Here is a 22218-nt window from a genome sequence, read left to right as displayed (position 1 = left end):
GCAGACACGGCGCCCCGGCCTCTCCCCCGCGAGTTTCCCTGGGTATTGGCGGTTGAACGGTGTGAAAAGAAAAAACAAAAAAGACTATACTATAGCTGGCCGCTGAGGGTTTTTAGGGAATCCTCGGGGGCGGGGGTGGACAGGTGCAGGTCATCGAAGAGGGAGAGCTGGCGGTAGGTTTGGGGATGATCCAGGGACCAGGTGGTTTTTTGGTCGGTGGAGGTGAGCTGGCGGGTGATGAAATCCTCTTCAATGGGGGTGCGGTACAGCATTTTGCCGCTGCAGGTGATAAAGTATTGGGCGCGTTTCAGGACGACGCCCAGTTTTTTTAGGGCCGGGAAATCCAGGCGGGTGGTCCGGCGGGCCTGGACGATCCGATAGGCGGATTTGTTGCCCAGGCCGGGGACTTTCAGCAGATCCTCGTAGGATGCGGTCTGAATCTCTATGGGGAACAGCTCCAGGTGGCGCAGAGCCCAGTCGCACTTGGGATCCAAAAGGATGTTGAAGTTCGGACGGCTGGGGTCCAGAAGGTCCTCTGCGTGGAAGCCGTAAAAGTGCAGAAGCCAGTCCGCCTGGTACAGACGATGCTCTCTTAAAAGGGGAGGGGCCGTGTCCAGGGAGGGAAGGGCGGAGTCCTCGTTCAGAGGGACATAGGCGGAGAAAAAGACGCGCTTTAAGTCAAACTGCTGGTACAGGGACTGTGTTACCTGTAAAAGCTGGTAGTCGTTTTCCGGGGTGGCACCGATGATCATCTGTGTGCTCTGGCCTGCGGGGACAAAAGAACGGTTTTGGGCAGCAGGCAGAGAAGGTGTGTTTTGGAGGAAATAAAAGGACGGACTTCCGGCATCCGATGAGGGTGCAGGATGGGCCGGGGAGGCAGAAGGGCCTGTCCCGGCAGGGGTCTGAGGGCCGTTCAGAGCTTTGCTGCCGGAAGAGCCTGTGATGGTGTCCTGTTTTTCTTTTTTGTCTTTGAAGATGGAGTTGGAGAGGTAGCGGTTGGCACTGCTGCGCTCCATCTGGGCAGACTTGCCTATGGAGAGGCGGTAGTCTGTGATGCCGTGCTGTATTTGTTTTATGGGCTTTAAGATATTCTCATGACTTTTGCCGGGTGCCAGGGCATGAAGGGACTCTCTGGTGGGAAGTTCCATATTGACGCTCATGCGGTCAGCCAGATAGCCAATCTGCTCAATGATCTCAGGAGCGGCTCCGGGGACGGCTTTGGCATGAATATAGCCGCGGAAATGGTATTTGGTGCGCAACAGATAAAGACTTCGATACATAAGTTCCATGGTATAGGTCGGTGTTTTTACGACGCCGGAGCTTAAAAAGAGACCTTCTATATAGTTTCTTTTATAAAATTCTACGGTAAGGCTGCAGATCTCATCCGGGGTGAAAGTGGTGCGCACTTTGTCGTTGGAACGGCGGTTCAGACAGTATTTGCAGTCATAGATGCACTCATTGGATAATAGAATTTTTAACAGGGAGATACAGCGTCCGTCAGAGGCAAAGCTGTGGCAGATGCCTGCAGCTACGGAATTGCCCAGACTGCCCTTCTCACCGCGGCGGTCAGAGCCGCTGGAGGTACAGGCCACATCGTACTTGGCCGCATCAGATAAAATCTTTAGTTTTTCTTCCAGGGTAAGGGATGATGATAAGTACATATTGCTCAAATCCTTCCGAATGTATGTTCTGCTTACAGAATAGCACAGGGAAGAAAAAGTGTCAAGAACAAATGTTCGGTTCTATGGCATTTTATGAAAGAAAAGGAATATCTGAAGGGCTGGAAGCATATAATTTAGCAGTACGATAAGGGGGTATTTTCATGGATACATATAACATTTATAAAGACATACAAGCCCGCACCAGAGGAGAAATTTACATAGGGGTAGTGGGACCGGTGCGGACGGGAAAATCCACATTTGTCCGCCGTTTTATGGAGCTGGCAGCACTGCCTAACATGGAAGAGACAGCACAGAAAGAGGTGAGAGACCAGCTCCCTTTAAGCGGTTCCGGAAAATTGATCACCACTGTGGAGCCAAAATTTATTCCGAAAGAAGCCGCTAAGATAAAAATCGGTGATGATGTGACCGCGAAGATCCGTCTCATCGACTGTGTAGGGTATATGGTGCCGGATGCAGCGGGCAATATGGAGGACGGCAAGGAGCGTATGGTCAAGACTCCCTGGTTCGGATATGAAATACCTTTCCATCAGGCAGCGGAGACAGGTACAAAGAAAGTGATTGAGGAACATTCCAATATCGGTCTTGTTATCACATGTGACGGTTCTTTTGGAGAGATTCCCAGGAATAATTACATAGAGAGTGAGGAGAAAACCGTTGCGGAGCTGAAAAAAGCGGGAAAACCGTTTTTGATCCTGGTAAATTCCCAGAAGCCCTACAAGGAGGAGACACTTGCTCTGTGTGAGGAGCTGAAACAGAAGTATCAGGCAGGTGTTCTGAGCGTGAACTGTGAGCAGCTCCGCAGGGATGATGTTACCAGGATCATGGAAAAAGTATTGTATGAGTTCCCAATCGTACAGATGGAATTTTTCATACCGAAATGGGTGGAAATCCTTCCTACAGACCATTATCTGAAAGCAGAACTGCTTAGCTGTATCCGGGAACTCATGGGAAAAATGAAATACGTGAAAGATGCCACCAGGGATAAAATGGTTCTGAAATCCCAGTATGTGCGAAATCTGGTGCCGGAGGCCCTGGATCTTTCCACCGGCAGGGTGAGGATACGGGTGGACATGGATGAGAACTGGTACTATGCTGTCTTAAGTGAGATGACAGGGGTATCCATTTCCGACGAGTATGAGCTGATCCATACCATGCAGGAACTGGCTAAAATGAAGGAAGAATACGTGAAGGTGCGGGAAGCCATCTCCTCTGTGAGAGGAAAGGGCTACGGTGTAGTGACACCGGATAAATCGGAAATTAAGCTGGAAGAGCCCATGGTCATTAAACAGGGCAGCAAATACGGCGTGAAAATTAAATCCGTCAGTCCGTCCATCCATATGATACGGGCCAATATTGAGACAGAAATTGCTCCCATCGTGGGAAGCGAGGAACAGGCAAAAGACCTGATCGAATATATCAAGACCAGCGATGAGAGACAGGAGAGTATCTGGCAGACAAATATTTTCGGCAAGTCCATCGGACAGTTAGTTGAGGACGGCATTCACACAAAACTGGTCCAGATCAGCGATGAGAGCCAGGTAAAACTTCAGGATACCATGCAGAAAATTGTCAATGACAGCAAAGGCGGACTTGTCTGCATCATCATCTGACGGAAGTGCGCTTTTACATTGACTTTTTCCGGGGAAAATTATATAATTACAACAGTGATTATATGACCCGGAAACGTTACGGAAGCAGGTGGAATTCCTGTGCAAGTCCGTTACTGTAAAGCCAGATACGTGCGGTGCCGGAGAGGGGGACGTCTGCGGCAACCGGACAGTTCAAAACAACAGGATAAGTGTGTGTTTTTTATTCTGCTGTTACCCATAAGAAAAAGAATCCGTTGTCAGTTTTCTGGCAGCGGTTTTTCATTTATGAAAATAGAAAACCGCAGAGCGGGTTTTCTGAGATTTTAGCAAAAGATGCGGCTGATACCGGCCGATTCGGAGAAATGAACATATGACACATAAGACTGGTCTGGAAGACTATTACATTATCAGGAATAACAGGAAGATGCGTTTCGGTTACACCACCGGAACCTGTGCGGCTGCAGCTTCCGAAGCGGCTGCCCGGATGCTTTTGTCAGGAGAGGAGATCCGGGACATCTCCTTTATGACACCAAAAGGAATACTGCTGAATCTGGAGATTCTGCATATCGAAAAGGGGGAGGATTTTGTGTCCTGCGCTGTGCGCAAGGACGCGGGAGATGACCCGGATATGACAGACGGTCTGGAGATCTTTTCCCGGGTAAAGAAAACCGGTGAATCTAAAATAGTTCTGGACGGCGGCCCCGGCGTGGGACGCGTGACAAAGAAAGGTCTGGAACAGCCGGTGGGCAGTGCGGCAATCAACAAAGTACCCCGCAGTATGATTCTGAAAGCAGCGGAGGACATCTGTTCGGAATATGATCATGAGGGTGGTCTGGAAATCATTATAAGCGTTCCAAACGGGGAGGAGGCGGCGAAGAAGACCTTCAACCCAAGGCTGGGTATTCAGGGAGGTATTTCTATTCTGGGAACCTCCGGAATTGTGGAGCCCATGAGTGAGAGCGCGCTCATAAAAACCATAGAAGTGGAAATGCGGCAGCGTGTGGAAAACGGCAGCCGTTTTCTGCTGGTGACCCCCGGCAATTACGGCTCCGCATATCTGAAGGAGCATATGGACCTTCCCCTTGAGGGGGCCATGAAATGCAGCAACTACGTGGGTGAGACAATCGACATGGCAGTTTCCATGGGTGTGGAAGGCATTCTTTTTGTATCCCATATCGGAAAATTTGTAAAAGTGGCGGCAGGGATCATGAACACCCATTCCCGCTGTGCAGACGCCAGGGCTGAAGTACTGGCTGCCAATGCCATGCGCGCGGGAATATCCGCAGAGACGGCACTGGATATTCTGAACACCGTCACCACAGATGAAGCGCTGGTGCTGATTCAGAGAGAGGGAAAGCTGAAGGAGACCATGAAAGAGGTGACAGACAGGATTTCCTATTATCTGCATCACCGCGCTTATGACAGGATGAAGATGGGTGCCGTTATTTTTTCAAACGAATTCGGCTATCTCGGAGAGACAGAAAAAGCCGGGGAGCTGATTAGGCTGATAAAAGAAGAACAGCGGTAACCGTTCAGCCTTCCGCTGTCACAAAGAAAATACGTTATCAAAAGATAAAGGAGAAGGAAACAGATGAAAGGTAAATTGTTTGGATTAGGAGTGGGGCCGGGAGACCCGGAACTGCTTACACTCAAGGCGCTCCGCCTGATCAGGGAAAGCGAGGTCATCGCCGTACCCGGAAATAATGTTAAGGAGAGTGTGGCTTATAAAATTGTAAAAGGTGCCTATGATGGCCTGGATGAAAAAGAACTCATTCCAGTTGCCATGCCCATGACAAAGGACAAAAAGGTATTGGAGGCCAATCACGACAAGGCGGCAGACGATGTGGAAGCCCGGCTGAAAGAGGGGAAAAATGTGGCGTTTCTCACACTGGGGGACCCCACTGTGTACTCCACTTACCTCTATGTACATAAAAGAATCGTGGAGCGCGGATATGAGGCTGAGATCGTAAGCGGCATTACCTCCTTCTGCGCAGTGGCGGCCAGACTGAATATGGGACTTGTGGAGATGGCAGAGCCTCTTCATGTGATTCCGGCTACCTATAATGCGGATACCATGGATGACATTCTGAAGCTTCCGGGCACCAAAGTGCTGATGAAGACAGGTAAAAAACTGAAACAGGTGCGTGAGAGCATACTGGAAAGCGGACAGGCAGCAGTTATGATCGAGGACTGCGGTATGCCCACAGAAAAAATATATGAGTGCGCAGAGGACATACCGGAACAGTCCGGATATTATTCCCTGATTATTGCAAAAGAGAAGGAGACATTATGATACATTTTGTAGGAGCGGGGAGCGGTGCCCCTGATTTGATCACCCTGAGAGGAAAGAAATTTCTGGAGGAAGCAGATATCATCATTTATGCAGGTTCCCTGGTGAATCCGCAGCTTCTGGAGTACGCAAAGGAAGGCTGTGAGATTTTCAACAGTGCCAGGATGACACTGGAGGAGGTTCTGGATGTTATGCGCAGGGCCGAGAAGGAGAATAAAGTGACGGTGCGCCTTCATACAGGTGACCCCTGTCTGTACGGTGCCATCCGGGAGCAGATGGATGTGCTGGATGAGGAGAACATTGCCTATGATTACTGTCCGGGCGTAAGTTCCTTCTGCGGAGCGGCTGCAGCTCTGGATCTGGAATATACGCTGCCAAATGTGTCCCAGAGTGTGATCATCACAAGAATGGCAGGCAGAACGCCGGTGCCGGAAAAGGAGAGTATTGAGTCTTTTGCGGCGCACCATGCCACCATGGTGGTGTTTTTGAGCACAGGCCTTCTGGAAGAGCTTTCCAGGCGGCTGATCGAGGGCGGTTATACCGCGGATACACCGGCAGCAATCGTGTACAAGGCCACCTGGGAGGATGAGAAATCCTTTGTCTGCACAGTGGGAACTCTGGCGGAGACAGCCAGGGAGAACCAGATCACCAAGACAGCACTTATGATCATCGGCGATGTGGTGGCGCATAACGGATATGACCGTTCAAAATTATATGATCCCGGTTTTACAACAGAATTCAGAAAGGGTACGGATTCCATATGAAAGTTTCCATTATCAGCTTCAGCCGTGCGGGATACCGTTTGAGCGAGATGCTCTACTGGGTGATGAAAGAGCGCGGATATGAGGTAGAGTCCTATACAAAAAGTAAATATACAAAAAAAGTCATGGATGAGTCACAGCTTGAGGTGGACGACAGGTCCTTCCGCAATGTAAAGCAGTTTGCAAAGCCTGTTGACGCCTCCATAAAAGAATGGGCGGGCATGCGCTTCCGGGATTCCGATGCCATTGTGTTTGTGGGAGCCTGCGGAATCGCTGTGCGCAGCATTGCCCCCTTTGTGACCAGTAAGAAAATAGATCCGGCTGTCATTGTGGTAGATGAGCAGGGCGGTTTTGCCATTTCCCTGCTGTCAGGACATATCGGCGGTGCCAATGAACTCACGGAGGAGATCGCGGACATCATTCACGCCACACCGGTCATCACCACAGCGACGGATATCAATAAGAAATTTGCGGTGGATGTGTTTGCCAGGAAAAACGGATGCTATATTTCCGATATGGATCTGGCGAAGGAGATTTCCGCAGCGCTTGTGGATGGAAAGGAAGTGGGATTTGCCAGTGATTTTCCATGGATCGGGGATATCCCCTCAGAGCTTGTGCTGCTGGATGAGGAAAAAGAAAAACCGGAGATCGGTATCTATGTGACGGATAATTACCAGAAGCATCCTTTTGTCCATACCCTGTACCTGGTGCCAAGAGTGGTGACAGTAGGTGTGGGCTGCAGAAAGGATACCGAAAAAGAGACTGTGGAGCGTGTCATCCGCAGAGCCTGCGATGAGCTGCTGCTTCCCTCTGTATCTATGGAGCGGGTGGCAAGCATTGACCTGAAAAAGGATGAGGCGGGAATTATAGGGTACTGTCAGGACAGAAACCTGCCTTTTGTCACTTATACAAAGGAGGAGCTGGCACAGGTGGAAGGCACCTTTGCGGAGTCAAAATTTGTGGAAGAGGTGACAGGCGTGGACAATGTCTGTGAACGAAGCGCAGTACTGGGCAGCAGCCAGGACGGCGTGAAGAGTATGTTGATCTTAAGAAAATATGCGGAGGACGGAGTGACCGTTGCTCTGGCCAGAAGGAAATGGAGTGTGCATTTTGAATAAATTATACGTGGTGGGTATCGGTCCCGGTGCCTATGAAAAGATGACAATTGAGGCTGCGGAAGCCCTGAAGAACAGTGATGTGATCATTGGATATACGGTATATGTGGATCTGGTAAAGGACCATTTTCCGGGAAAAGAGTTTCTCACAACGCCTATGAAAAAGGAAGTGGAGCGCTGTGTCATGGCTTTTGAGGAAGCCGTGAAGGGAAAGACCGTATCCATGATCTGCAGCGGTGATGCAGGTGTGTACGGTATGGCCGGCCTGATGTATGAGGTAGGCGTGGGATATCCCAGCGTGGAACTCACTATCATTCCGGGGGTTACGGCAGCCACCGGCGGGGCAGCAGTTCTCGGAGCGCCTCTGATCCATGATTTCTGTCTGATAAGCCTCAGCGACCTGCTGACTCCATGGGAGAAGATTGAGACCAGGCTGTTAGATGCGGCTCACGGGGATTTTGTAGTCTGCTTGTACAATCCGTCCAGTAAAAAGCGCCATGATTACCTGATGAAAGCCTGTGACCTGATGATGAAATACAAGTCAGAGGACACTGTCTGCGGAATTGTGGGCAATATCGGAAGAGATGGGGAAGAGATGAAAGTCATGACTCTGAAAGAGTTGAGGGAGACAAAAGTGGATATGTTTACCACAGTCTTCATCGGCAATTCCCAGACAAAGGAAATCGGCGGCAGGATGGTGACGCCGAGAGGCTATAAAAATGTGTAAGGTCCTTGTGTTTGCAGGCACCACGGAAGGCCGTAAGACTGCGGAATTTCTGGACAGCCAGTCCATACCCTCCCATATCTGTGTGGCTACGGAGTACGGGGAGGAGCTGCTGCCTAAAAGCGGGAATATGACGGTTTCCCATACGCGCCTTACAGAGGAGGATATGGAAAATCTTATGCGCAGCATACAGGCAGACCCGGTCATTGATGCCACCCATCCCTATGCGGCTGAGGTGACAAAGAACATCCGCACAGCCTGCGAGAAGACAGGATGCAGATATGTAAGGCTTCTCCGCAGCAGCAGGGAGAGTGATCAAAAAAATGACAGAGCCGTTTACGTCTCCAGTGTGGACGAGGCTGCCGAGTATCTGAAGGGCACCAAGGGAAACATTCTGGTGACAACCGGAAGCAAGGAAATCGCCAAATATACAGTCATTCCCGATTACAGAGAGCGGGTGTTTGCCCGGGTACTCTCCCTGGCAAATGTGGCGGCACAGTGCGCGGAACATGGATTTGAAGGGAAAAATCTAATCTGCATGCAGGGGCCGTTCTCGAAAGAGATGAACAGGGCTATGATAGAGCAGCTTAACTGTAAATACCTGGTCACAAAAATGTCAGGCGCCACCGGAGGGTATCAGGAAAAACTGGATGCAGCCCTGGAGACAGGCTGTACCCCTATCGTGGTGGGAAGACCTCTTGTGGAGGAAGGAATTTCCCTTGCTGCGTGCAGGAGGATGCTCTGCAAAAAGTTTTCCCTGCATCCGTCCCGGGAAATTTCTCTTGTGGGAATAGGTGTAGGCAGCGAAAAACTCATGACACTGGAGGCACAGCAGGTGCTGAAGGAGGCGGAACTCATCATCGGCGCCAGACGTATGGTGGAGGCAGCCGCTTATGAGGGGCAGGATACCTGCATGGAGTATGACAGTGATAAAATCTGCAGCTATATAGAGGAACATCCGGAATATGAGAAGACAGCCGTTGTATTGTCCGGGGACGTGGGCTTTTACAGCGGAGCAAGAAAACTTCTGGAAAAGCTTTCGGGACATCACGTGCGGGTGGTATGCGGAATCTCCTCCCTGGTGTATTTCATGGGAAAAATCGGCAGATCCTGGGATGACGCATTTATCACAAGCGCCCACGGAAGAAATGCAAATCTGGCAGCAGCAGTCCGCACCCATGAGAAGGTTTTCGCAATTCTTGGCAGCAGGGACGGCGTGTCTGTGCTGGCAGGGAAACTGATGGATTACGGAATGGAGCATGTACGTCTGTTTGTGGGAGAGCAGCTTTCCTATGAACAGGAGAAGATCATTTCCGGTTATCCAAAAGATTTTATCTCTTATACCGGAGATGCTTTAAGCGTGGTATATGCGGAGAACAAAGCATTCGTGCCATATCCGGCCACCCATGGCATACGGGATGAAGAATTTGTAAGGGATAAAGTGCCCATGACAAAGGAGGAGGTGCGCACAGTATCTCTTGCCAAGCTGGGGCTTCTCAGTGACTCTGTCTGCTGGGATGTGGGAGCAGGAACAGGTTCTGTCTCTGTGGAGATGGCGCTTCGGGCCGCCCGGGGAAGGGTTTACGCCATTGAGAAAAAATCCCTGGCTGCGGAACTGCTTCAGAAAAATAAAATGAAATTTGCAGCGGAGAATCTGATCGTTGTGGAGGGGGAGGCCCCGGAGGTGCTGGAAGATCTGGAAGCGCCTACTCATGCCTTCATCGGCGGCTCATCCGGAAATATGAAAGCCATTATGGAACTGCTGCTGCGCAAAAATCCCAGGGTCAGAATCGTGATAAACTGCATTGCCATGGAGAGTGTGGCGGAGGCGCTGCGCTGCTTAAAGGAGCTGCCGGTCACGGATACGGATGTGGTGCAGCTCAGTGTGGGAAGGGCAAAAAAAGCAGGGCCTTACCATATGATGATGGGCGAGAATCCAATCACCATTATTTCCTGTACAGGAGACATCAGATAGGAGAGATATTATATGAAAATACCGCGCATACTTCTTTGTGCCGGTGCCAGCGGCAGCGGCAAAACTCTGCTCACCTGCGGCATTCTTCAGGTATTGAAAAACCGCGGGCTGAAAGTGGCATCCTTCAAGTGCGGGCCGGATTATATTGATCCCATGTTCCATACAAAAGTCATTGGGACAAAATCCAGAAACCTGGACACCTTTTTCACTGACAGGGATATGGTGCGGTATCTGCTTGCAAAAAACAGCCGCTGCATGGATGTTGCAGTTATGGAAGGCGTCATGGGATATTATGACGGGGTCGGAGGGACCACCAGCAGGGCCAGTGCCTATGAGCTGGCAAATGTGACGGAGACGCCGGCAATTCTCATTGTGAACTGCCGGGGCATGAGTGTGTCTGTGCTCCCCTATATCAAGGGATTTGCGGAGTATAAAAAGGACAGCCGGATCGCCGGCGTGATTCTGAATCAAATGACAGCCATGCTGTATCCGAGAGTCCGGAAAATGATAGAGGAGGAGCTTTCCATCCCCGTTCTGGGATATGTGCCGAAGGTGGAAGACTGTGTGCTGGAGAGCCGCCATCTGGGACTTGTAATGCCTGAAGAGGTGGAGGGATTCCGGGAAAAACTCATGAAACTTGCAGGGATACTGGAGCAGACGCTCTGCGTGGACAAAATCCTGGAGATCGCGGGGAGTGCCCCGGAAATCCCGGAGGAAAAGCCCTGGAAGGAGGACAGCGCGTATGCATTTTCCCTACCCGAAAAAGTCAGAATCGGAGTTGCCAGGGATGAGGCGTTCTGCTTTGTCTATGAGGACAACTTAAAGCTGCTGGAGCAGATGGGGGCAGAGATTGTATATTTTTCACCTGTCCATGACAAAAGGCTTCCGGAAGGGGTCTGCGGCCTGATTTTTTACGGCGGTTATCCGGAGCTTTTGGGGAAAGAGCTGGAGGATAATTACCCGATCCGCCGTGCCATTCTGGCAGAATATCAGAGGGGGATTCCTATTCTGGCAGAGTGCGGCGGTTTTATGTATCTGCATGAATCCATGGAGGATATGGATAAAAATCCGTGCGACGGTGTGGGAATCATACCGGGACATGCCTACAGAACGGAAAAACTGGGACGGTTTGGATATGTGACGCTTACCCAGAGGGAGGGAACCGTATTCGGAAAAAATATTGGGAAAAGTCCTGCCCATGAGTTCCATTATTTCGAGTCCACATCCTGCGGCCATGAATTTTTGGCGGAGAAGCCAATGAGCAGCAGGACATGGAAGTGTCTGCATGCATCGGAGCATCTGCTGGCAGGTTTTCCGCATTTTTATTACTATGGAAATCCCAGGCTTCCCCAGGCATTTCTGGAAAAATGCCTGGAATATAAAAAATGAGATATCTATTCAGACGTTCTGCGCAGGGAATGCACTGATCTGCTGAATCGTTACCACAAAATACAGAAAGAGGAAGAGAGGAAAGAAACATGAAACTGGAAGAGGCTTTGAAAAGAATTGAACCGGTCAATGAGGAAGTGATGGAGGAGAGCAAAAAACGCTGGGACAGTATAGCGCATCCCCTTCACAGCCTGGGCAAGCTGGAGGACCTGCTGGTACAGATCACAGGTATCACAGGCTGTCTGGATATCCATCTGGAAAAGAAAGCACTGGTTCCCATGTGTGCGGACAACGGCGTGGTCGAGGAGGGTGTGACCCAGACCGGGCAGGAGATCACAGCTCTGGTGGCAGAGAATTTCCTGCAGACAAAAGCTGTCTCCAGCATCATGTGTAAAACCGTCGGAGCGGAGATCTTCCCTGTTGACGTGGGCGTGGCAAAAGATGTCAGTATCTTAAACCGCAAGATCGCCTATGGAACAAAGAACATGACAAAAGAACCTGCCATGACAAGAGAGCAGGCGGTAAGAGCCATCGAGACAGGCATTGAGATGGTGGAAATGCTGAAAGAGAAAGGATACGGCATCATTGCCACCGGTGAGATGGGAATCGGAAATACCACAACCAGCAGTGCTGTGGCATCCGTGCTCCTGGATATGCCTGTGGAGAATATGACAGGCCGCGGCGCAGGTCTTTCCAGTGAGGGCTTAAACCGTAAGATCAATGCCATCAAAAAAGCGGTGGAGGTGAACAAACCGGATAAAAACGATGCCATCGATGTGGTTGCCAAGGTGGGAGGATTTGATATCGCTGCTATTGCAGGTCTGTTTTTGGGCGGTGCTGCTCTTAAGATCCCTGTTGTCATTGACGGCGTCATTTCAGCCACCGGAGCCCTGGTTGCAGCCGGTATCTGCCCCACTGCAAAACAGTATATGATCGCCAGCCATGTGTCAAAAGAGCCTGCAGGCCATCTGCTTTTAGAAGCCCTTGGCAAGGAAGCTTGTCTGCACTGTGATATGTGCCTGGGAGAGGGAACAGGAGCCGTGGCTTTCTTCCCGCTCTTAGACATTGCCACAGCAGTATTTTACGGAATGAGCGATTTCGGCGGTATCGGCATGGATGCTTATGTGCCGTTAGATTAAGGAAAGCGGAGCGAAATTATGATAACTTTGGTGACGGGGGGAAGCGGGAGCGGAAAATCCGCCTATGCGGAGGATGTGCTCACTGGCTTTGGCAGTTGTGAAAGGATTTACATTGCCACCATGTACCCCTTTGATGAGGAGAGCAAAAAGCGTGTGGAGCGCCACAGGCGTATGCGCGCCGAGAAGAATTTCACAACTATAGAGTGTTATACAGGATTGAAACATGTGCAGGTGCCAAAAGGCGCCTGTGTGCTTCTGGAGTGTATGTCCAATCTGACCGCCAATGAGATGTTTCAGGAGGACGGCGCAAAGGAGAGGACCGTGGAGGCAGTGCTGGAAGGGATTGAGGCTCTGGATGCGCAGGCAGCGGAGCTGGTGATCGTGACCAACGAAATTTTTTCCGACGGCATAGAGTATGAGGAGGAGACCAGACGGTACCAGAAATACCTGGGTGAGATCAACCGGGAGACAGCACGCCGGGCCTGTCAGGTGACAGAGGTGGTGTATGGCATTCCCCTCACATACAAGAACAGGACAGAGAAAACAGACAGGACGGGGGAAATATCGGATGAGACAGAGTAAAGCGGCACAGTTTTGGAACAGTTTTAAGATCGCATTTTCCATGTATTCCAAGATTCCCATGCCTCAGAGTGAATGGACGAAGGAAAACATGCGGTATGTCATGTGCTTTTTTCCATTGATAGGCGTGGTGATCGGCGGGCTTTCCTGGCTCTGGGGTACATATGCCGGCAGTTTTCTGGACAGCCGTATCTTTATCACCATTGTGCTTCTTCTGATTCCTGTTGCGGTAAGCGGCGGAATCCATCTGGACGGCCTTCTGGACACCTCAGATGCCCTGAATTCCTATCAGCCCAGGGAGAAGAAACTGGAAATTTTAAAGGATTCCAATGCAGGAGCCTTTGCCATTATCGTGGGAATCTGCTATTTCCTTCTGTATTTTGGCGTGTACAGTGAGCTGACCGAAGCGGGGCTTCCTGTTGTGTGTATGGGATTTGTACTCTCCAGAGGGATGGGGGCATTTTCAATCGCGTCCTTTCCCATGGCTAAGAATACCGGACTGGCAGCCACTTTTTCAGACGGTGCGCAGAAAAACGCGGTGAGAGTGGTCTCTGTACTTTTTTCACTGGCAGCGGCTGTGCTGATGGTTTTCTATCAGCCGGTGATCGGTGGGTTTGCCATACTGGGTGCGGCGTTGGAATATCTGTATTATTACCGTATGTCCATGAAACAGTTCGGAGGGATCACAGGTGACCTGGCCGGTTTTCATATGCAGATCTGTGAGCTTGTCATTGCCCTGTTCACAGTGATCGGTGAGGTGGTTGTGCGCTGCCTGTAGAAGAAAAGTGACCAAATGCAGCCGGCAGTCAGGCTGAATTCCGTAGACAAAGGACTGTGAGGGTACAAAGGAAACAGAATGGAGGAAAGGTATATGCAGCTGATTATTGGCGGAGCATTTCAGGGAAAAAAGGAATATGTAAAAACCATGCAGGGATTTGAGGAGAAAGAGATGACAGACGGGGCAGATGCCTCCTATGAAGATATTTTCTCCTGCGGATGCCTGTATCATTTCCATGAGTGGATACGGGCGAGACTTTTGGAGGGCAGGGACCTGGATGATCTGGAAAAGGAATTATCCGTGAGAAATCCGGACATTGTGCTGGTCTCCAATGAACTGGGGTATGGTGTGGTCCCTGTGGATGCCTTTGACCGAAAATACCGGGAGGCTGTGGGCAGGATCTGCACAAGGATGGCAGCCGCGGCGAAACGTGTAGTCCGGGTGACCTGCGGAATCGGGACGGTGATAAAAGATGCTTAAGATTCTATTGATCCGCCATTCCATGACGGCGGGGAACAGACTGGGGCGTTATATTGGCTCCCGCACGGATGAACCTCTCTGCGAGGAGGGAATCCTTCTTCTTGGTAAGTTTTCCTACCCGCCTGTCCAGCGGGTTTTTGTAAGCCCCATGCGCAGGTGTCTGGAGACAGCCGGGATTCTGTTTCCGGGTACGGAGAAAGAAGAGGAAGTGCTTTTAAAAGAATGCGACTTCGGCATTTTTGAAAATAAGAATTACCAAGAGCTGTCAGGAAATCCGGAGTATCAGGCATGGATCGACAGCAGCGGAACCCTGCCTTTTCCTGAGGGGGAAAGCCAGGAAATGTTTCAGAAGCGGTGCGTCCGGGGATTTGCCCGCTGTGTGGAGCAGTGTCTGAAGGATGGCCTGCACACAGCAGCCCTTGTGGTGCACGGGGGAACGATCATGAGTATCCTTGGCGCTTGTGCAGACGCGGACAGGAGCTATTTTGACTGGCAGGTGAAGAATGCCCAGGGATACGAGGTACTGGTGGAAGAAAAGAAGTGGAGAGAGAGCCAGAAGATACAGGTGGCCGGCAAATATACACAGGAAGGATTTGACAAGACATGGTAAAATGGACAGCACTGGCCCTGATACTGGGCTTTTTGATAGATCTGCTTCTGGGGGATCCCAGATGGCTGTACCATCCGGTCCGTATCATCGGAAATGGTATCTCACTGCTGGAAAAAATACTCAGGCGTATGTTTCCAAAAACCCCCGGGGGGGAGAAGACAGCCGGATTTTTTCTTGTTCTGCTTATCTGTATAGGAAGCGGAGGAGTTCCGTTTCTGCTTCTGTATCTGGCTTACCATATCCACACGGTTCTGGGGATCGCCCTGGAAACCTTCATGTGCTATCAGATGCTGGCAGTGAAGTCTCTGAAGGCGGAAAGTATGCGTGTGTATGAGGCGCTGAAAAAGCCGGACCTGCCGGGTGCAAGAACCGCGGTTTCCATGATCGTGGGAAGAGATACCCGGAGCTTATCCGCAGCCGGTGTGACAAAGGCAGCGGTGGAGACCATTGCGGAAAATACATCTGACGGCATCATTGCACCCCTTTTTTATATGGCTATTGGGGGACCTGCCCTCATGTTTTTGTATAAGGGGATCAATACCATGGATTCCATGGTGGGGTATAAAAATGAAAAATACCTGCATTTCGGAAGATATGCAGCAAAGCTTGATGATATTGCCAATTACATACCGGCCAGGATCAGCGCCTGGCTGATGATACTGGCCTCCTTTTTTGCGGGATTTGACTGGAAAAACGCGAAGAAAATCTTTCTGAGGGACCGCTACAATCATGCAAGCCCAAACTCTGCCCAGACAGAGGCTGTCATGGCAGGTGCTCTGGACATCCAGCTTGCGGGAAATGCTTTTTATTTCGGAAAATTATATGAAAAACCCACCATCGGAGACGCGGTAAGAGAGGTGGAAACAGAGGACATTAAAAGGGCAAACCGTCTGCTGTATGCAAGCGCTGCCCTGGGGACTCTTTTCTTTGCCCTGATCCGTATGGGGATTTTCATGTTACTGTAAGGAGAAAATAGATGATAAGTTACCACACCCATGGCGGGGATGTCTACCGCCATCAGAATGTGACGGATTTTTCCGCCAACTGTAATCCCTTCGGCACGCCCGAATCTGTAAAGGAGGCTGTAGCCAGAGCCATGGATCAGGTCTGCCATTATCCGGATGTGGAGTGTGAGCGGTTGAGAGAGGCAATCAGCCGGTATGAGGAGACTCCGCAGGAGCAGATCATCTGCGGAAACGGCGCAGCGGATCTGATCTTTGCCCTGGTGCTGGCCCTGAAACCAAAAAAGGCATTGCTTCCCGCCCCTACATTTGCGGAATACGAACAGGCTCTGGAGGCGGTGGACTGTGAGATCAAACGGTACACGCTGAAGGAGGAATGCGGATTTTTGGTGGGAAGGGAGTTTTTGGAGTGCATCACAGAAGAACTGGATATGGTTTTTCTGTGCAACCCAAATAACCCTACCGGTGTGCTTATGGAGCAGGATTTTTTACAGGATGTGCTGCGCCGCTGTGAGAAATCCGGCTGTATCCTTATGCTGGATGAATGCTTTGTGGATTTTGTGGAACATCCAAATGTGCATACCATGAAGCCGTATTTGGCAGAGAGTGAAAATCTTTTTATACTCAAGGCATTTACAAAGCGCTATGCCATGGCAGGTGTCAGACTGGGATATGCCCTGTGCGCAGACAGAGAACTGCTTGAAAAAATGCGGATGGTGACCCAGCCGTGGAATGTGTCCATTCTGGCCCAGGAAGCCGGTATTGCGGCACTTTCAGAGCGGGAATATGTGGAGGAATCCATGAAAGCCATACACAGGGAGCGCATCTGGCTTTTGGATGGCATGAAGCGCCTGGGGTATCAGACCTATGCCTCAAGTGCCAATTACATATTTTTTAAAGGACCCGAAGACCTTTACCGGCAATGTCTGGAAAGAGGGATTTTAATCCGGGACTGCAGCAATTACTACGGACTTTCCAGGGGGTACTACAGGATTGCTGTAAGGCTCAGGGAAGAGAATACAAAACTCCTGCATGTGCTTGAAGAGATTCGGGCGCTGCAGGCAGTCTGAATAGAGAAATACACCGGGAGAAAGGAAGGGAACAGGAAATGGCAAAAGCAATAATGGTGCAGGGGACCATGTCCAATGCGGGGAAAAGTCTTCTGACGGCTGGCCTGTGCCGTATATTTAAACAGGACGGATACAAGGTGGCCCCTTTTAAATCGCAGAACATGGCACTCAACTCTTTTATAACAGAGGAGGGTCTGGAGATGGGCCGGGCGCAGGTGATGCAGGCTGAGGCAGCAGGAATCGCGCCCTCTGTCTACATGAATCCAATTTTGTTAAAACCCACCAATGAGACGGGCAGCCAGGTGATTGTAAACGGAGAGGTTCTGGGAACCATGAGCGCAAGGGAATATTTTGCCTACAAAAAGAACCTGATACCGGAAGTTAAGAAAGCTTATGACAAACTGGCATCGGAATATGATATTGTAGTGATCGAAGGCGCAGGCAGTCCTGCGGAGATCAACCTGAAACAGGAAGATATCGTAAATATGGGAATGGCGAAAATAGCAGAAGCGCCGGTGCTTTTGGTAGGCGATATTGACCGTGGCGGTGTGTTCGCACAGTTGATCGGCACGGTGATGCTTCTTGAGGAGGACGAGAAAGAAATCGTCAAGGGTATGATCATCAACAAGTTCCGGGGTGATAAGACCATTCTGGACCCGGGGATTGCAATGCTGGAAGAAAAGAGCGGCATTCCTGTGGTGGGTGTAGCCCCTTATCTGAACATTGAGGTGGAAGATGAAGACAGCCTGACAGAGCGGTTTGACGGGAAACAGGAAGTGGATCTGATCGATATTGCAGTGATCCGCACCCCGCGTATCTCCAACTTTACGGATTTTAATGCGCTGGAGGTGATTCCGGGCGTGTCTGTGCGTTATGTGAAAACCGTACGGGAGCTGAAAAATCCCGATATGATCGTGCTTCCGGGTTCTAAAAACACCATGGAGGATCTTCTCTGGCTGCGCCAGAACGGTCTGGAGGCTGCTGTCTTAAAAAAGGCGGCAGAGGGAAAAATCATTTTCGGTGTATGCGGCGGTTATCAGATGCTGGGAGAAACACTGTCTGATCCGGATCATGTGGAAGCAGGCGGACAGTTAAAGGGCATGGGGCTTCTTCCAATGGATACCATATTCCGGGGCGCCAAGACAAGGACCAGAGTGCAGGGAAGCTTTCCAAAGGTGGAAGGCGTATTAAAAGGCCTGACAGGCGTTAAGCTGGAGGGCTATGAAATCCATATGGGAGTGACAACCCTGAAAGAAGGAGCCAGCCCCTTTGTGAACATCACAGATACGGTGAAGGGCACATCCAAGGAGGACGGAGCCTGTGCAGGAAATGTCTATGGTTCTTATGTGCACGGTATTTTTGACAAAGAGGAAGTGGCCAGGAAGATAGTGGAAGCCATAGGGGAAATAAAAGGCCTGGATGTAAGCCAGATGACAGGTGTGGAATTTGCAGAGTTTAAGGAGACACAGTACGATATTCTGGCAAGTGAGCTGAGAAAGCATCTGGATATGAAAAAGATATATGAAATCCTGGAAGCCGGCATATAGAAAGGTAACAGTTCAGATAAGCTGAACTGTTACGCATCCAGCCATGAAAAATCGCTTCGCGATGGGCTGGATGCCTGCAGGCGCTACCTGTTCATACGGTCAGTGCAGTAAATGCGCAGACCTGTCTGAACTGTTATATAGAAAGGGCAGATGAGATGAAGACAGAATTAGAAAATGTAAAACCAAAAGAGATTGAAACAAGAAGCTTTGAGATTATTACAGAGGAGCTGGGAGACAGAAAACTGATTCCGGGTACAGAGCTGATCGTAAAACGCTGTATTCATACAAGCGCTGATTTTGATTATGCGGAGAATCTCTGCTTTTCCGAGCATGCAGTGGAGAAAGCCATCGATGCCATTAAGAATGGTGCCTGTATTGTGACAGATACACAGATGGCAAAAGCGGGCATTAACAAGAAAGCGCTGGCAAAGTACGGCGGGGAGGTTTTCTGTTTTATGTCTGATGAGGATGTGGCTTTTGCGGCAAAGAGCCAGGGGACGACACGTGCGGTGGCAAGTATGGACAAAGCCGCTTCCATGGGAAAGCCTCTTATATTCGCCATCGGAAATGCGCCCACAGCCCTGGTCCGTCTGTATGAACTGATCAGGGAGGGGAAAATTTCTCCATATCTCATAATAGGGGTTCCCGTAGGCTTTGTAAATGTGGTACAATCTAAGGAAATGATCATGGAAACAGAAGTTCCCTACATTGTGGCAAAGGGAAGAAAGGGCGGCAGCAACATCGCAGCCTGTATCTGCAATGCGCTTCTCTATATGATTGATAATGAGAGGGACTACTGGAAATAAAATTTCTGTTCACTCTGTGTTATGCAGCATAAACTGCGATACACAGAAAAGAGCACTGCAAAACACATCAGAGTGAAATGGCAGAAAGGGGAAGTATAATATGAAGTGTGAAAGATGCGGCCATGAGCTGGACAACGATGATTTATTCTGCTCAAAGTGCGGAAAAGCGGTGTTCGAGGAATACATGGATGAGGACGACATCTGGGAGTTTTATAAAAGCGACGAAGAGCTGAAGGCCATGAAGATGGAGGCTGCCGCAGCAGCGGATAAGGATACAGAGGATTCCGCTCACAGCGTTGCAGCAGCCGCGGCAGCAGGGTATGAAAAGACTGATAAAGTCTATGTTTCCGAGAATCAGAGGGAGGGGAATGGTTCCGGGAATGTGGATGCGAAAGCGGCAGATGCGGTAAAAGCAGATTATGATGCAGGTGCTAAAGCGGCAGACGTGGTACAAGCAGACTATGATGCAGATTCTAAAGCGGCAGACGTGGTACAAGCAGACTATGATGCAGATTCTAAAGCGGCAGATACGCCAAAAGCTGATTATGATGCAGATGTTAAAGCAGCGGATGCTGTAATAGCAGACCATAATATAGATGGCAGCGCAGCAGATTCCGAAAATACGGATCATGAGGAGACAGATTACAAAGCAGCGGACCCCGTAAGCACAGAGGATTCTGACGCAGAATACAGTGATGCAGATATTATGGATTCAGACTCTGCAGACACAGAGGAACTTCCTTTTGAAAATCTGGTCAGTCAGGCACAGAAATCTGCTGCGAACAAGCCAAAAAAAGAAAAACATCGGGGAGAGCCTGAGAATAAGAGTCCCATCTGGCTCATATCCGGTTGTATTTTGATCGTATGTCTTCTGATCGGCATTCTGTGGGGGGTGCGCACCATGCAGCAGATGGATGAGGAGAAGAAGGCATACTATGCCAAGATAGAGCCGGAAGACAAAACGTCCGGTGCGCAGGCGCAGAATACAGAGAATAAGCAGGATGCAGCCAACAAGGACACAGACAGCGGCGAAGAGGCAGATAAAGATGCCGGCAAGAAGGACAGCGGTGCTGCAGATGCTGACAAGAAAGATAAGGACAAAGAGCCGGAGAAGGAAGAAAAGCCTAAGGAAGAAAAAAAGGAAGAGAAGAAAGAGGAAAAGAAACAGGAATATTTTAAACAGGTGGATGCAGACAGCATTGACTTTTCAAAATTCCAGAAGGTTTCCATTGCATCCGCTGACCAGAATTCCCAGCAGTCCTCCGAAAAATATGATTACAGTGCAGCCAGCGCTGTGGATGGTGACACTGCTTCCTCCTGGCAGGAGGGAGAAGACGGACTGGGCGAAGGTACCGGCATCCGGCTGGATTTTGACAAAGCCCGCAAAGTGCGGTACATGGTGCTTTACCTGGGCAACTGGAGAAGTGAAAACATGTGGGAGGCAAATGCCAGACCCGCGTCCCTGACCATCAGCGTGGGCGATTCCCAGAAAAAGGATGTGGAGTTCTCTGATGAGATGAAAGCGTTCTGCCTGTCCTTTGATGAACCCGTGGAAGCTTCCTATGTATCCCTTTATATCAAAAGCGGATATGAAGGAGACAGATGGAATGACAACTGTATCTCCGAAGTTGAGATATATGAATAACAATATAAAAAGGCCATGGAGCAGAAGAGCAGCTTTCTGCTTCATGGCCTTTTTGGCAACAGCTCCGATGCCTGAATGGCTGTCGGAGACATATTTATCTGTCAATCGCACGGATGTGGTCAATAAAGAGACTGCGTATGCCTTCATATTCACCGAGACCTTTTAACACGGTCTTCACTTCATATCCCTCGTCTTTAAACTGGCTGTACCAGGATTCCGGGTCATCTCCTGCCATATCATTTTTCGCGTGGTCCCCTGCCACGATCATAAAGGGAGCCAGAACTACTTCCTTTGGCCGGTAAGCCTTCACCATTTTTTTCAGGCTTTCCATGGAAGGATAGGCTTCCACGGTCCCAAGGAAGAAATTGTGGTAGCCTTTATCCTTGAACGTGTAATCAAGAGCCGCATAGATGGAGTTGGCAAAATGTGTGGTGCCGTGTCCCATGAATACCAGTGCCTGATCCTTTGTAATATGGGAAAATTCCCGGGCGATGGCAGCGATCACTTTATGGCTGTCATCCTCTGTGGTGAGCAGCGGATCTCCGAAAGAAATGGAGTGGAAGGAATCCCGGAAGGAGAGGGCGTCCTCCTTCATTCGGTCATTTTCAATGCCGTTGATCACATGGGTGGGCTGTACCAGCACATCCGTGATGCCGTCGGCTGCCATCTGCTCCATGGCCTCCTTTACTGTGGGGACAATAATGTTGTCACGGTTTTTCAGCTTCCGTATGATCATTTTGCTGGTCCATGCCCGGTAGACAGGGTATTCGGGAAATGCCTGTCTCATGGAATCTTCAATGGCGTCAATGGTGACCTTTCTGGTGTCCTCATGGCTGGTGCCGAAGCTGACTGCCAGGATTGCTTTCTTTGTCTCTGTGTTCACTGGTAATATTCCTCCGTAATGTGTAGTATTCATATTGACATCTGCGATGTATTTTTCCAGAGTCTTCAGATTTTTGGGGACAGGCAGTGTGGGTTTTAAAATGCCCTTCATACACAGACTGTCAAACAGCTCCAGAACAGCAGGCGGTTCCAGGTTCGTCCGGGCGAGGACTGCCTTGTTGCTGAATACATCAG

Annotated in this window: 20 protein-coding genes; 18 read left to right on the top strand and 2 right to left on the bottom strand. The window is 50.0% G+C overall.

Going from position 1 to position 22218, the window contains the following annotated elements; genetic code table 11:
• Positions 1 to 89: 89 nt before the first annotated feature.
• Positions 90 to 1661 carry a putative DNA modification/repair radical SAM protein gene (locus WMO65_RS09125; protein ID WP_148392754.1) on the bottom strand — a complete coding sequence of 524 codons (1572 nt, stop codon included), beginning with the start codon at positions 1659 to 1661 and terminating at the stop codon, positions 90 to 92.
• Between the two features lie 161 nt (positions 1662 to 1822).
• On the opposite strand from WMO65_RS09125, the gene spoIVA reads away from it, so the two are divergent.
• The 18 genes from spoIVA to WMO65_RS09035 all read left to right on the top strand — a co-directional run bounded on the left by spoIVA (position 1823) and on the right by WMO65_RS09035 (position 21141).
• Complete coding sequence (spoIVA, locus tag WMO65_RS09120) at positions 1823 to 3292, top strand: stage IV sporulation protein A (RefSeq protein ID WP_033141826.1); 1470 nt, start codon at positions 1823 to 1825, stop codon at positions 3290 to 3292.
• A 349-nt stretch (positions 3293 to 3641) separates the two neighbouring features.
• Positions 3642 to 4799, top strand: coding sequence for a cobalt-precorrin-5B (C(1))-methyltransferase CbiD (gene cbiD / locus WMO65_RS09115; RefSeq protein ID WP_148392753.1), 1158 nt, complete (start codon positions 3642 to 3644; stop codon positions 4797 to 4799).
• 63 nt (positions 4800 to 4862) lie between these two features.
• Positions 4863 to 5564 carry a precorrin-2 C(20)-methyltransferase gene (gene cobI / locus WMO65_RS09110; RefSeq protein ID WP_033141824.1) on the top strand — a complete coding sequence of 234 codons (702 nt, stop codon included), beginning with the start codon at positions 4863 to 4865 and terminating at the stop codon, positions 5562 to 5564.
• Positions 5561 to 6325: a precorrin-4 C(11)-methyltransferase gene (cobM, locus tag WMO65_RS09105; RefSeq protein WP_148392752.1), complete on the top strand. Its 765-nt coding sequence runs from the start codon at positions 5561 to 5563 to the stop codon at positions 6323 to 6325. The genes cobI and cobM overlap by 4 nt, the downstream gene beginning before the upstream one ends.
• Positions 6322 to 7440: a cobalt-precorrin 5A hydrolase gene (locus WMO65_RS09100; protein ID WP_054351242.1), complete on the top strand. Its 1119-nt coding sequence runs from the start codon at positions 6322 to 6324 to the stop codon at positions 7438 to 7440. The genes cobM and WMO65_RS09100 overlap by 4 nt, the downstream gene beginning before the upstream one ends.
• Positions 7433 to 8164: a precorrin-3B C(17)-methyltransferase gene (gene cobJ / locus WMO65_RS09095; protein WP_033141821.1), complete on the top strand. Its 732-nt coding sequence runs from the start codon at positions 7433 to 7435 to the stop codon at positions 8162 to 8164. The genes WMO65_RS09100 and cobJ overlap by 8 nt, the downstream gene beginning before the upstream one ends.
• Positions 8157 to 10136 carry a precorrin-6A reductase gene (gene cobK, locus WMO65_RS09090; RefSeq protein ID WP_118593994.1) on the top strand — a complete coding sequence of 660 codons (1980 nt, stop codon included), beginning with the start codon at positions 8157 to 8159 and terminating at the stop codon, positions 10134 to 10136. Before cobJ ends, cobK begins: the two co-directional genes overlap by 8 nt.
• A gap of 12 nt (positions 10137 to 10148) precedes the next feature.
• Positions 10149 to 11525, top strand: coding sequence for a cobyrinic acid a,c-diamide synthase CobB (locus tag WMO65_RS09085; RefSeq protein WP_103733223.1), 1377 nt, complete (start codon positions 10149 to 10151; stop codon positions 11523 to 11525).
• Positions 11526 to 11614: 89 nt separating this feature from the next.
• On the top strand, positions 11615 to 12664 hold the full coding sequence (gene cobT, locus WMO65_RS09080; protein WP_033141818.1) for a nicotinate-nucleotide--dimethylbenzimidazole phosphoribosyltransferase: 1050 nt from the start codon (positions 11615 to 11617) through the stop codon (positions 12662 to 12664).
• 18 nt (positions 12665 to 12682) lie between these two features.
• Positions 12683 to 13246: a bifunctional adenosylcobinamide kinase/adenosylcobinamide-phosphate guanylyltransferase gene (locus tag WMO65_RS09075; RefSeq protein WP_103732491.1), complete on the top strand. Its 564-nt coding sequence runs from the start codon at positions 12683 to 12685 to the stop codon at positions 13244 to 13246.
• The gene (gene cobS, locus WMO65_RS09070) at positions 13233 to 14021 is read left to right on the top strand and encodes an adenosylcobinamide-GDP ribazoletransferase (protein WP_033141816.1); all 789 of its coding nucleotides are present in this window, start codon (positions 13233 to 13235) and stop codon (positions 14019 to 14021) included. Before WMO65_RS09075 ends, cobS begins: the two co-directional genes overlap by 14 nt.
• Before the next feature lie 93 nt (positions 14022 to 14114).
• The gene (locus WMO65_RS09065; protein ID WP_054351243.1) at positions 14115 to 14501 is read left to right on the top strand and encodes a bifunctional adenosylcobinamide kinase/adenosylcobinamide-phosphate guanylyltransferase; all 387 of its coding nucleotides are present in this window, start codon (positions 14115 to 14117) and stop codon (positions 14499 to 14501) included.
• A complete protein-coding gene (locus tag WMO65_RS09060) occupies positions 14494 to 15111 on the top strand; it encodes a histidine phosphatase family protein (protein WP_103732490.1) in 618 nt (205 codons plus the stop codon). The genes WMO65_RS09065 and WMO65_RS09060 overlap by 8 nt, the downstream gene beginning before the upstream one ends.
• Positions 15105 to 16076 (top strand): adenosylcobinamide-phosphate synthase CbiB, encoded by a 972-nt coding sequence (cbiB, locus tag WMO65_RS09055; RefSeq protein ID WP_103732489.1) that lies wholly within the window; start codon positions 15105 to 15107, stop codon positions 16074 to 16076. The genes WMO65_RS09060 and cbiB overlap by 7 nt, the downstream gene beginning before the upstream one ends.
• 11 nt (positions 16077 to 16087) lie before the next feature.
• A complete protein-coding gene (gene cobD / locus WMO65_RS09050) occupies positions 16088 to 17143 on the top strand; it encodes a threonine-phosphate decarboxylase CobD (RefSeq protein ID WP_148392750.1) in 1056 nt (351 codons plus the stop codon).
• A gap of 38 nt (positions 17144 to 17181) precedes the next feature.
• The gene (locus WMO65_RS09045; protein ID WP_148392749.1) at positions 17182 to 18690 is read left to right on the top strand and encodes a cobyric acid synthase; all 1509 of its coding nucleotides are present in this window, start codon (positions 17182 to 17184) and stop codon (positions 18688 to 18690) included.
• Positions 18691 to 18845: 155 nt separating this feature from the next.
• Positions 18846 to 19496 (top strand): precorrin-8X methylmutase, encoded by a 651-nt coding sequence (locus WMO65_RS09040; protein WP_054351244.1) that lies wholly within the window; start codon positions 18846 to 18848, stop codon positions 19494 to 19496.
• A 100-nt stretch (positions 19497 to 19596) separates the two neighbouring features.
• On the top strand, positions 19597 to 21141 hold the full coding sequence (locus tag WMO65_RS09035) for an NADase-type glycan-binding domain-containing protein (protein ID WP_225305303.1): 1545 nt from the start codon (positions 19597 to 19599) through the stop codon (positions 21139 to 21141).
• A 94-nt stretch (positions 21142 to 21235) separates the two neighbouring features.
• Here the strand turns inward: WMO65_RS09035 and WMO65_RS09030 are convergent, their stop codons facing one another.
• Positions 21236 to 22024, bottom strand: coding sequence for a sirohydrochlorin cobaltochelatase (locus WMO65_RS09030; RefSeq protein WP_225305384.1), 789 nt, complete (start codon positions 22022 to 22024; stop codon positions 21236 to 21238).
• Positions 22025 to 22218: the final 194 nt, after the last annotated feature.

The sequence above is a fragment of the Blautia caccae genome, assembly GCF_040095955.1.
Taxonomy (GTDB): Bacteria; Bacillota; Clostridia; order Lachnospirales; family Lachnospiraceae; genus Blautia; species Blautia celeris.
This window is presented reverse-complemented; position numbering and strand designations above follow the sequence as displayed.

What these genes read in the sequence shown, in the direction of transcription:
- WMO65_RS09045 (WP_148392749.1), top strand. Translation starts at nt 17,182, where the DNA reads ATGGCAAAAGCAATAATGGTGCAGGGGACCATGTCCAATGCGGGGAAA.
- WMO65_RS09035 (WP_225305303.1), top strand. Translation starts at nt 19,597, where the DNA reads ATGAAGTGTGAAAGATGCGGCCATGAGCTGGACAACGATGATTTATTC.
- cobI (WP_033141824.1), top strand. Translation starts at nt 4,863, where the DNA reads ATGAAAGGTAAATTGTTTGGATTAGGAGTGGGGCCGGGAGACCCGGAA.
- cobM (WP_148392752.1), top strand. Translation starts at nt 5,561, where the DNA reads ATGATACATTTTGTAGGAGCGGGGAGCGGTGCCCCTGATTTGATCACC.
- spoIVA (WP_033141826.1), top strand. Translation starts at nt 1,823, where the DNA reads ATGGATACATATAACATTTATAAAGACATACAAGCCCGCACCAGAGGA.
- WMO65_RS09085 (WP_103733223.1), top strand. Translation starts at nt 10,149, where the DNA reads ATGAAAATACCGCGCATACTTCTTTGTGCCGGTGCCAGCGGCAGCGGC.
- WMO65_RS09060 (WP_103732490.1), top strand. Translation starts at nt 14,494, where the DNA reads ATGCTTAAGATTCTATTGATCCGCCATTCCATGACGGCGGGGAACAGA.
- cbiD (WP_148392753.1), top strand. Translation starts at nt 3,642, where the DNA reads ATGACACATAAGACTGGTCTGGAAGACTATTACATTATCAGGAATAAC.
- WMO65_RS09040 (WP_054351244.1), top strand. Translation starts at nt 18,846, where the DNA reads ATGAAGACAGAATTAGAAAATGTAAAACCAAAAGAGATTGAAACAAGA.
- cobD (WP_148392750.1), top strand. Translation starts at nt 16,088, where the DNA reads ATGATAAGTTACCACACCCATGGCGGGGATGTCTACCGCCATCAGAAT.
- WMO65_RS09125 (WP_148392754.1), bottom strand. Translation starts at nt 1,661, where the DNA reads ATGTACTTATCATCATCCCTTACCCTGGAAGAAAAACTAAAGATTTTA.
- cobT (WP_033141818.1), top strand. Translation starts at nt 11,615, where the DNA reads ATGAAACTGGAAGAGGCTTTGAAAAGAATTGAACCGGTCAATGAGGAA.
- WMO65_RS09075 (WP_103732491.1), top strand. Translation starts at nt 12,683, where the DNA reads ATGATAACTTTGGTGACGGGGGGAAGCGGGAGCGGAAAATCCGCCTAT.
- cobS (WP_033141816.1), top strand. Translation starts at nt 13,233, where the DNA reads ATGAGACAGAGTAAAGCGGCACAGTTTTGGAACAGTTTTAAGATCGCA.
- cbiB (WP_103732489.1), top strand. Translation starts at nt 15,105, where the DNA reads ATGGTAAAATGGACAGCACTGGCCCTGATACTGGGCTTTTTGATAGAT.
- cobK (WP_118593994.1), top strand. Translation starts at nt 8,157, where the DNA reads ATGTGTAAGGTCCTTGTGTTTGCAGGCACCACGGAAGGCCGTAAGACT.
- WMO65_RS09100 (WP_054351242.1), top strand. Translation starts at nt 6,322, where the DNA reads ATGAAAGTTTCCATTATCAGCTTCAGCCGTGCGGGATACCGTTTGAGC.
- WMO65_RS09065 (WP_054351243.1), top strand. Translation starts at nt 14,115, where the DNA reads ATGCAGCTGATTATTGGCGGAGCATTTCAGGGAAAAAAGGAATATGTA.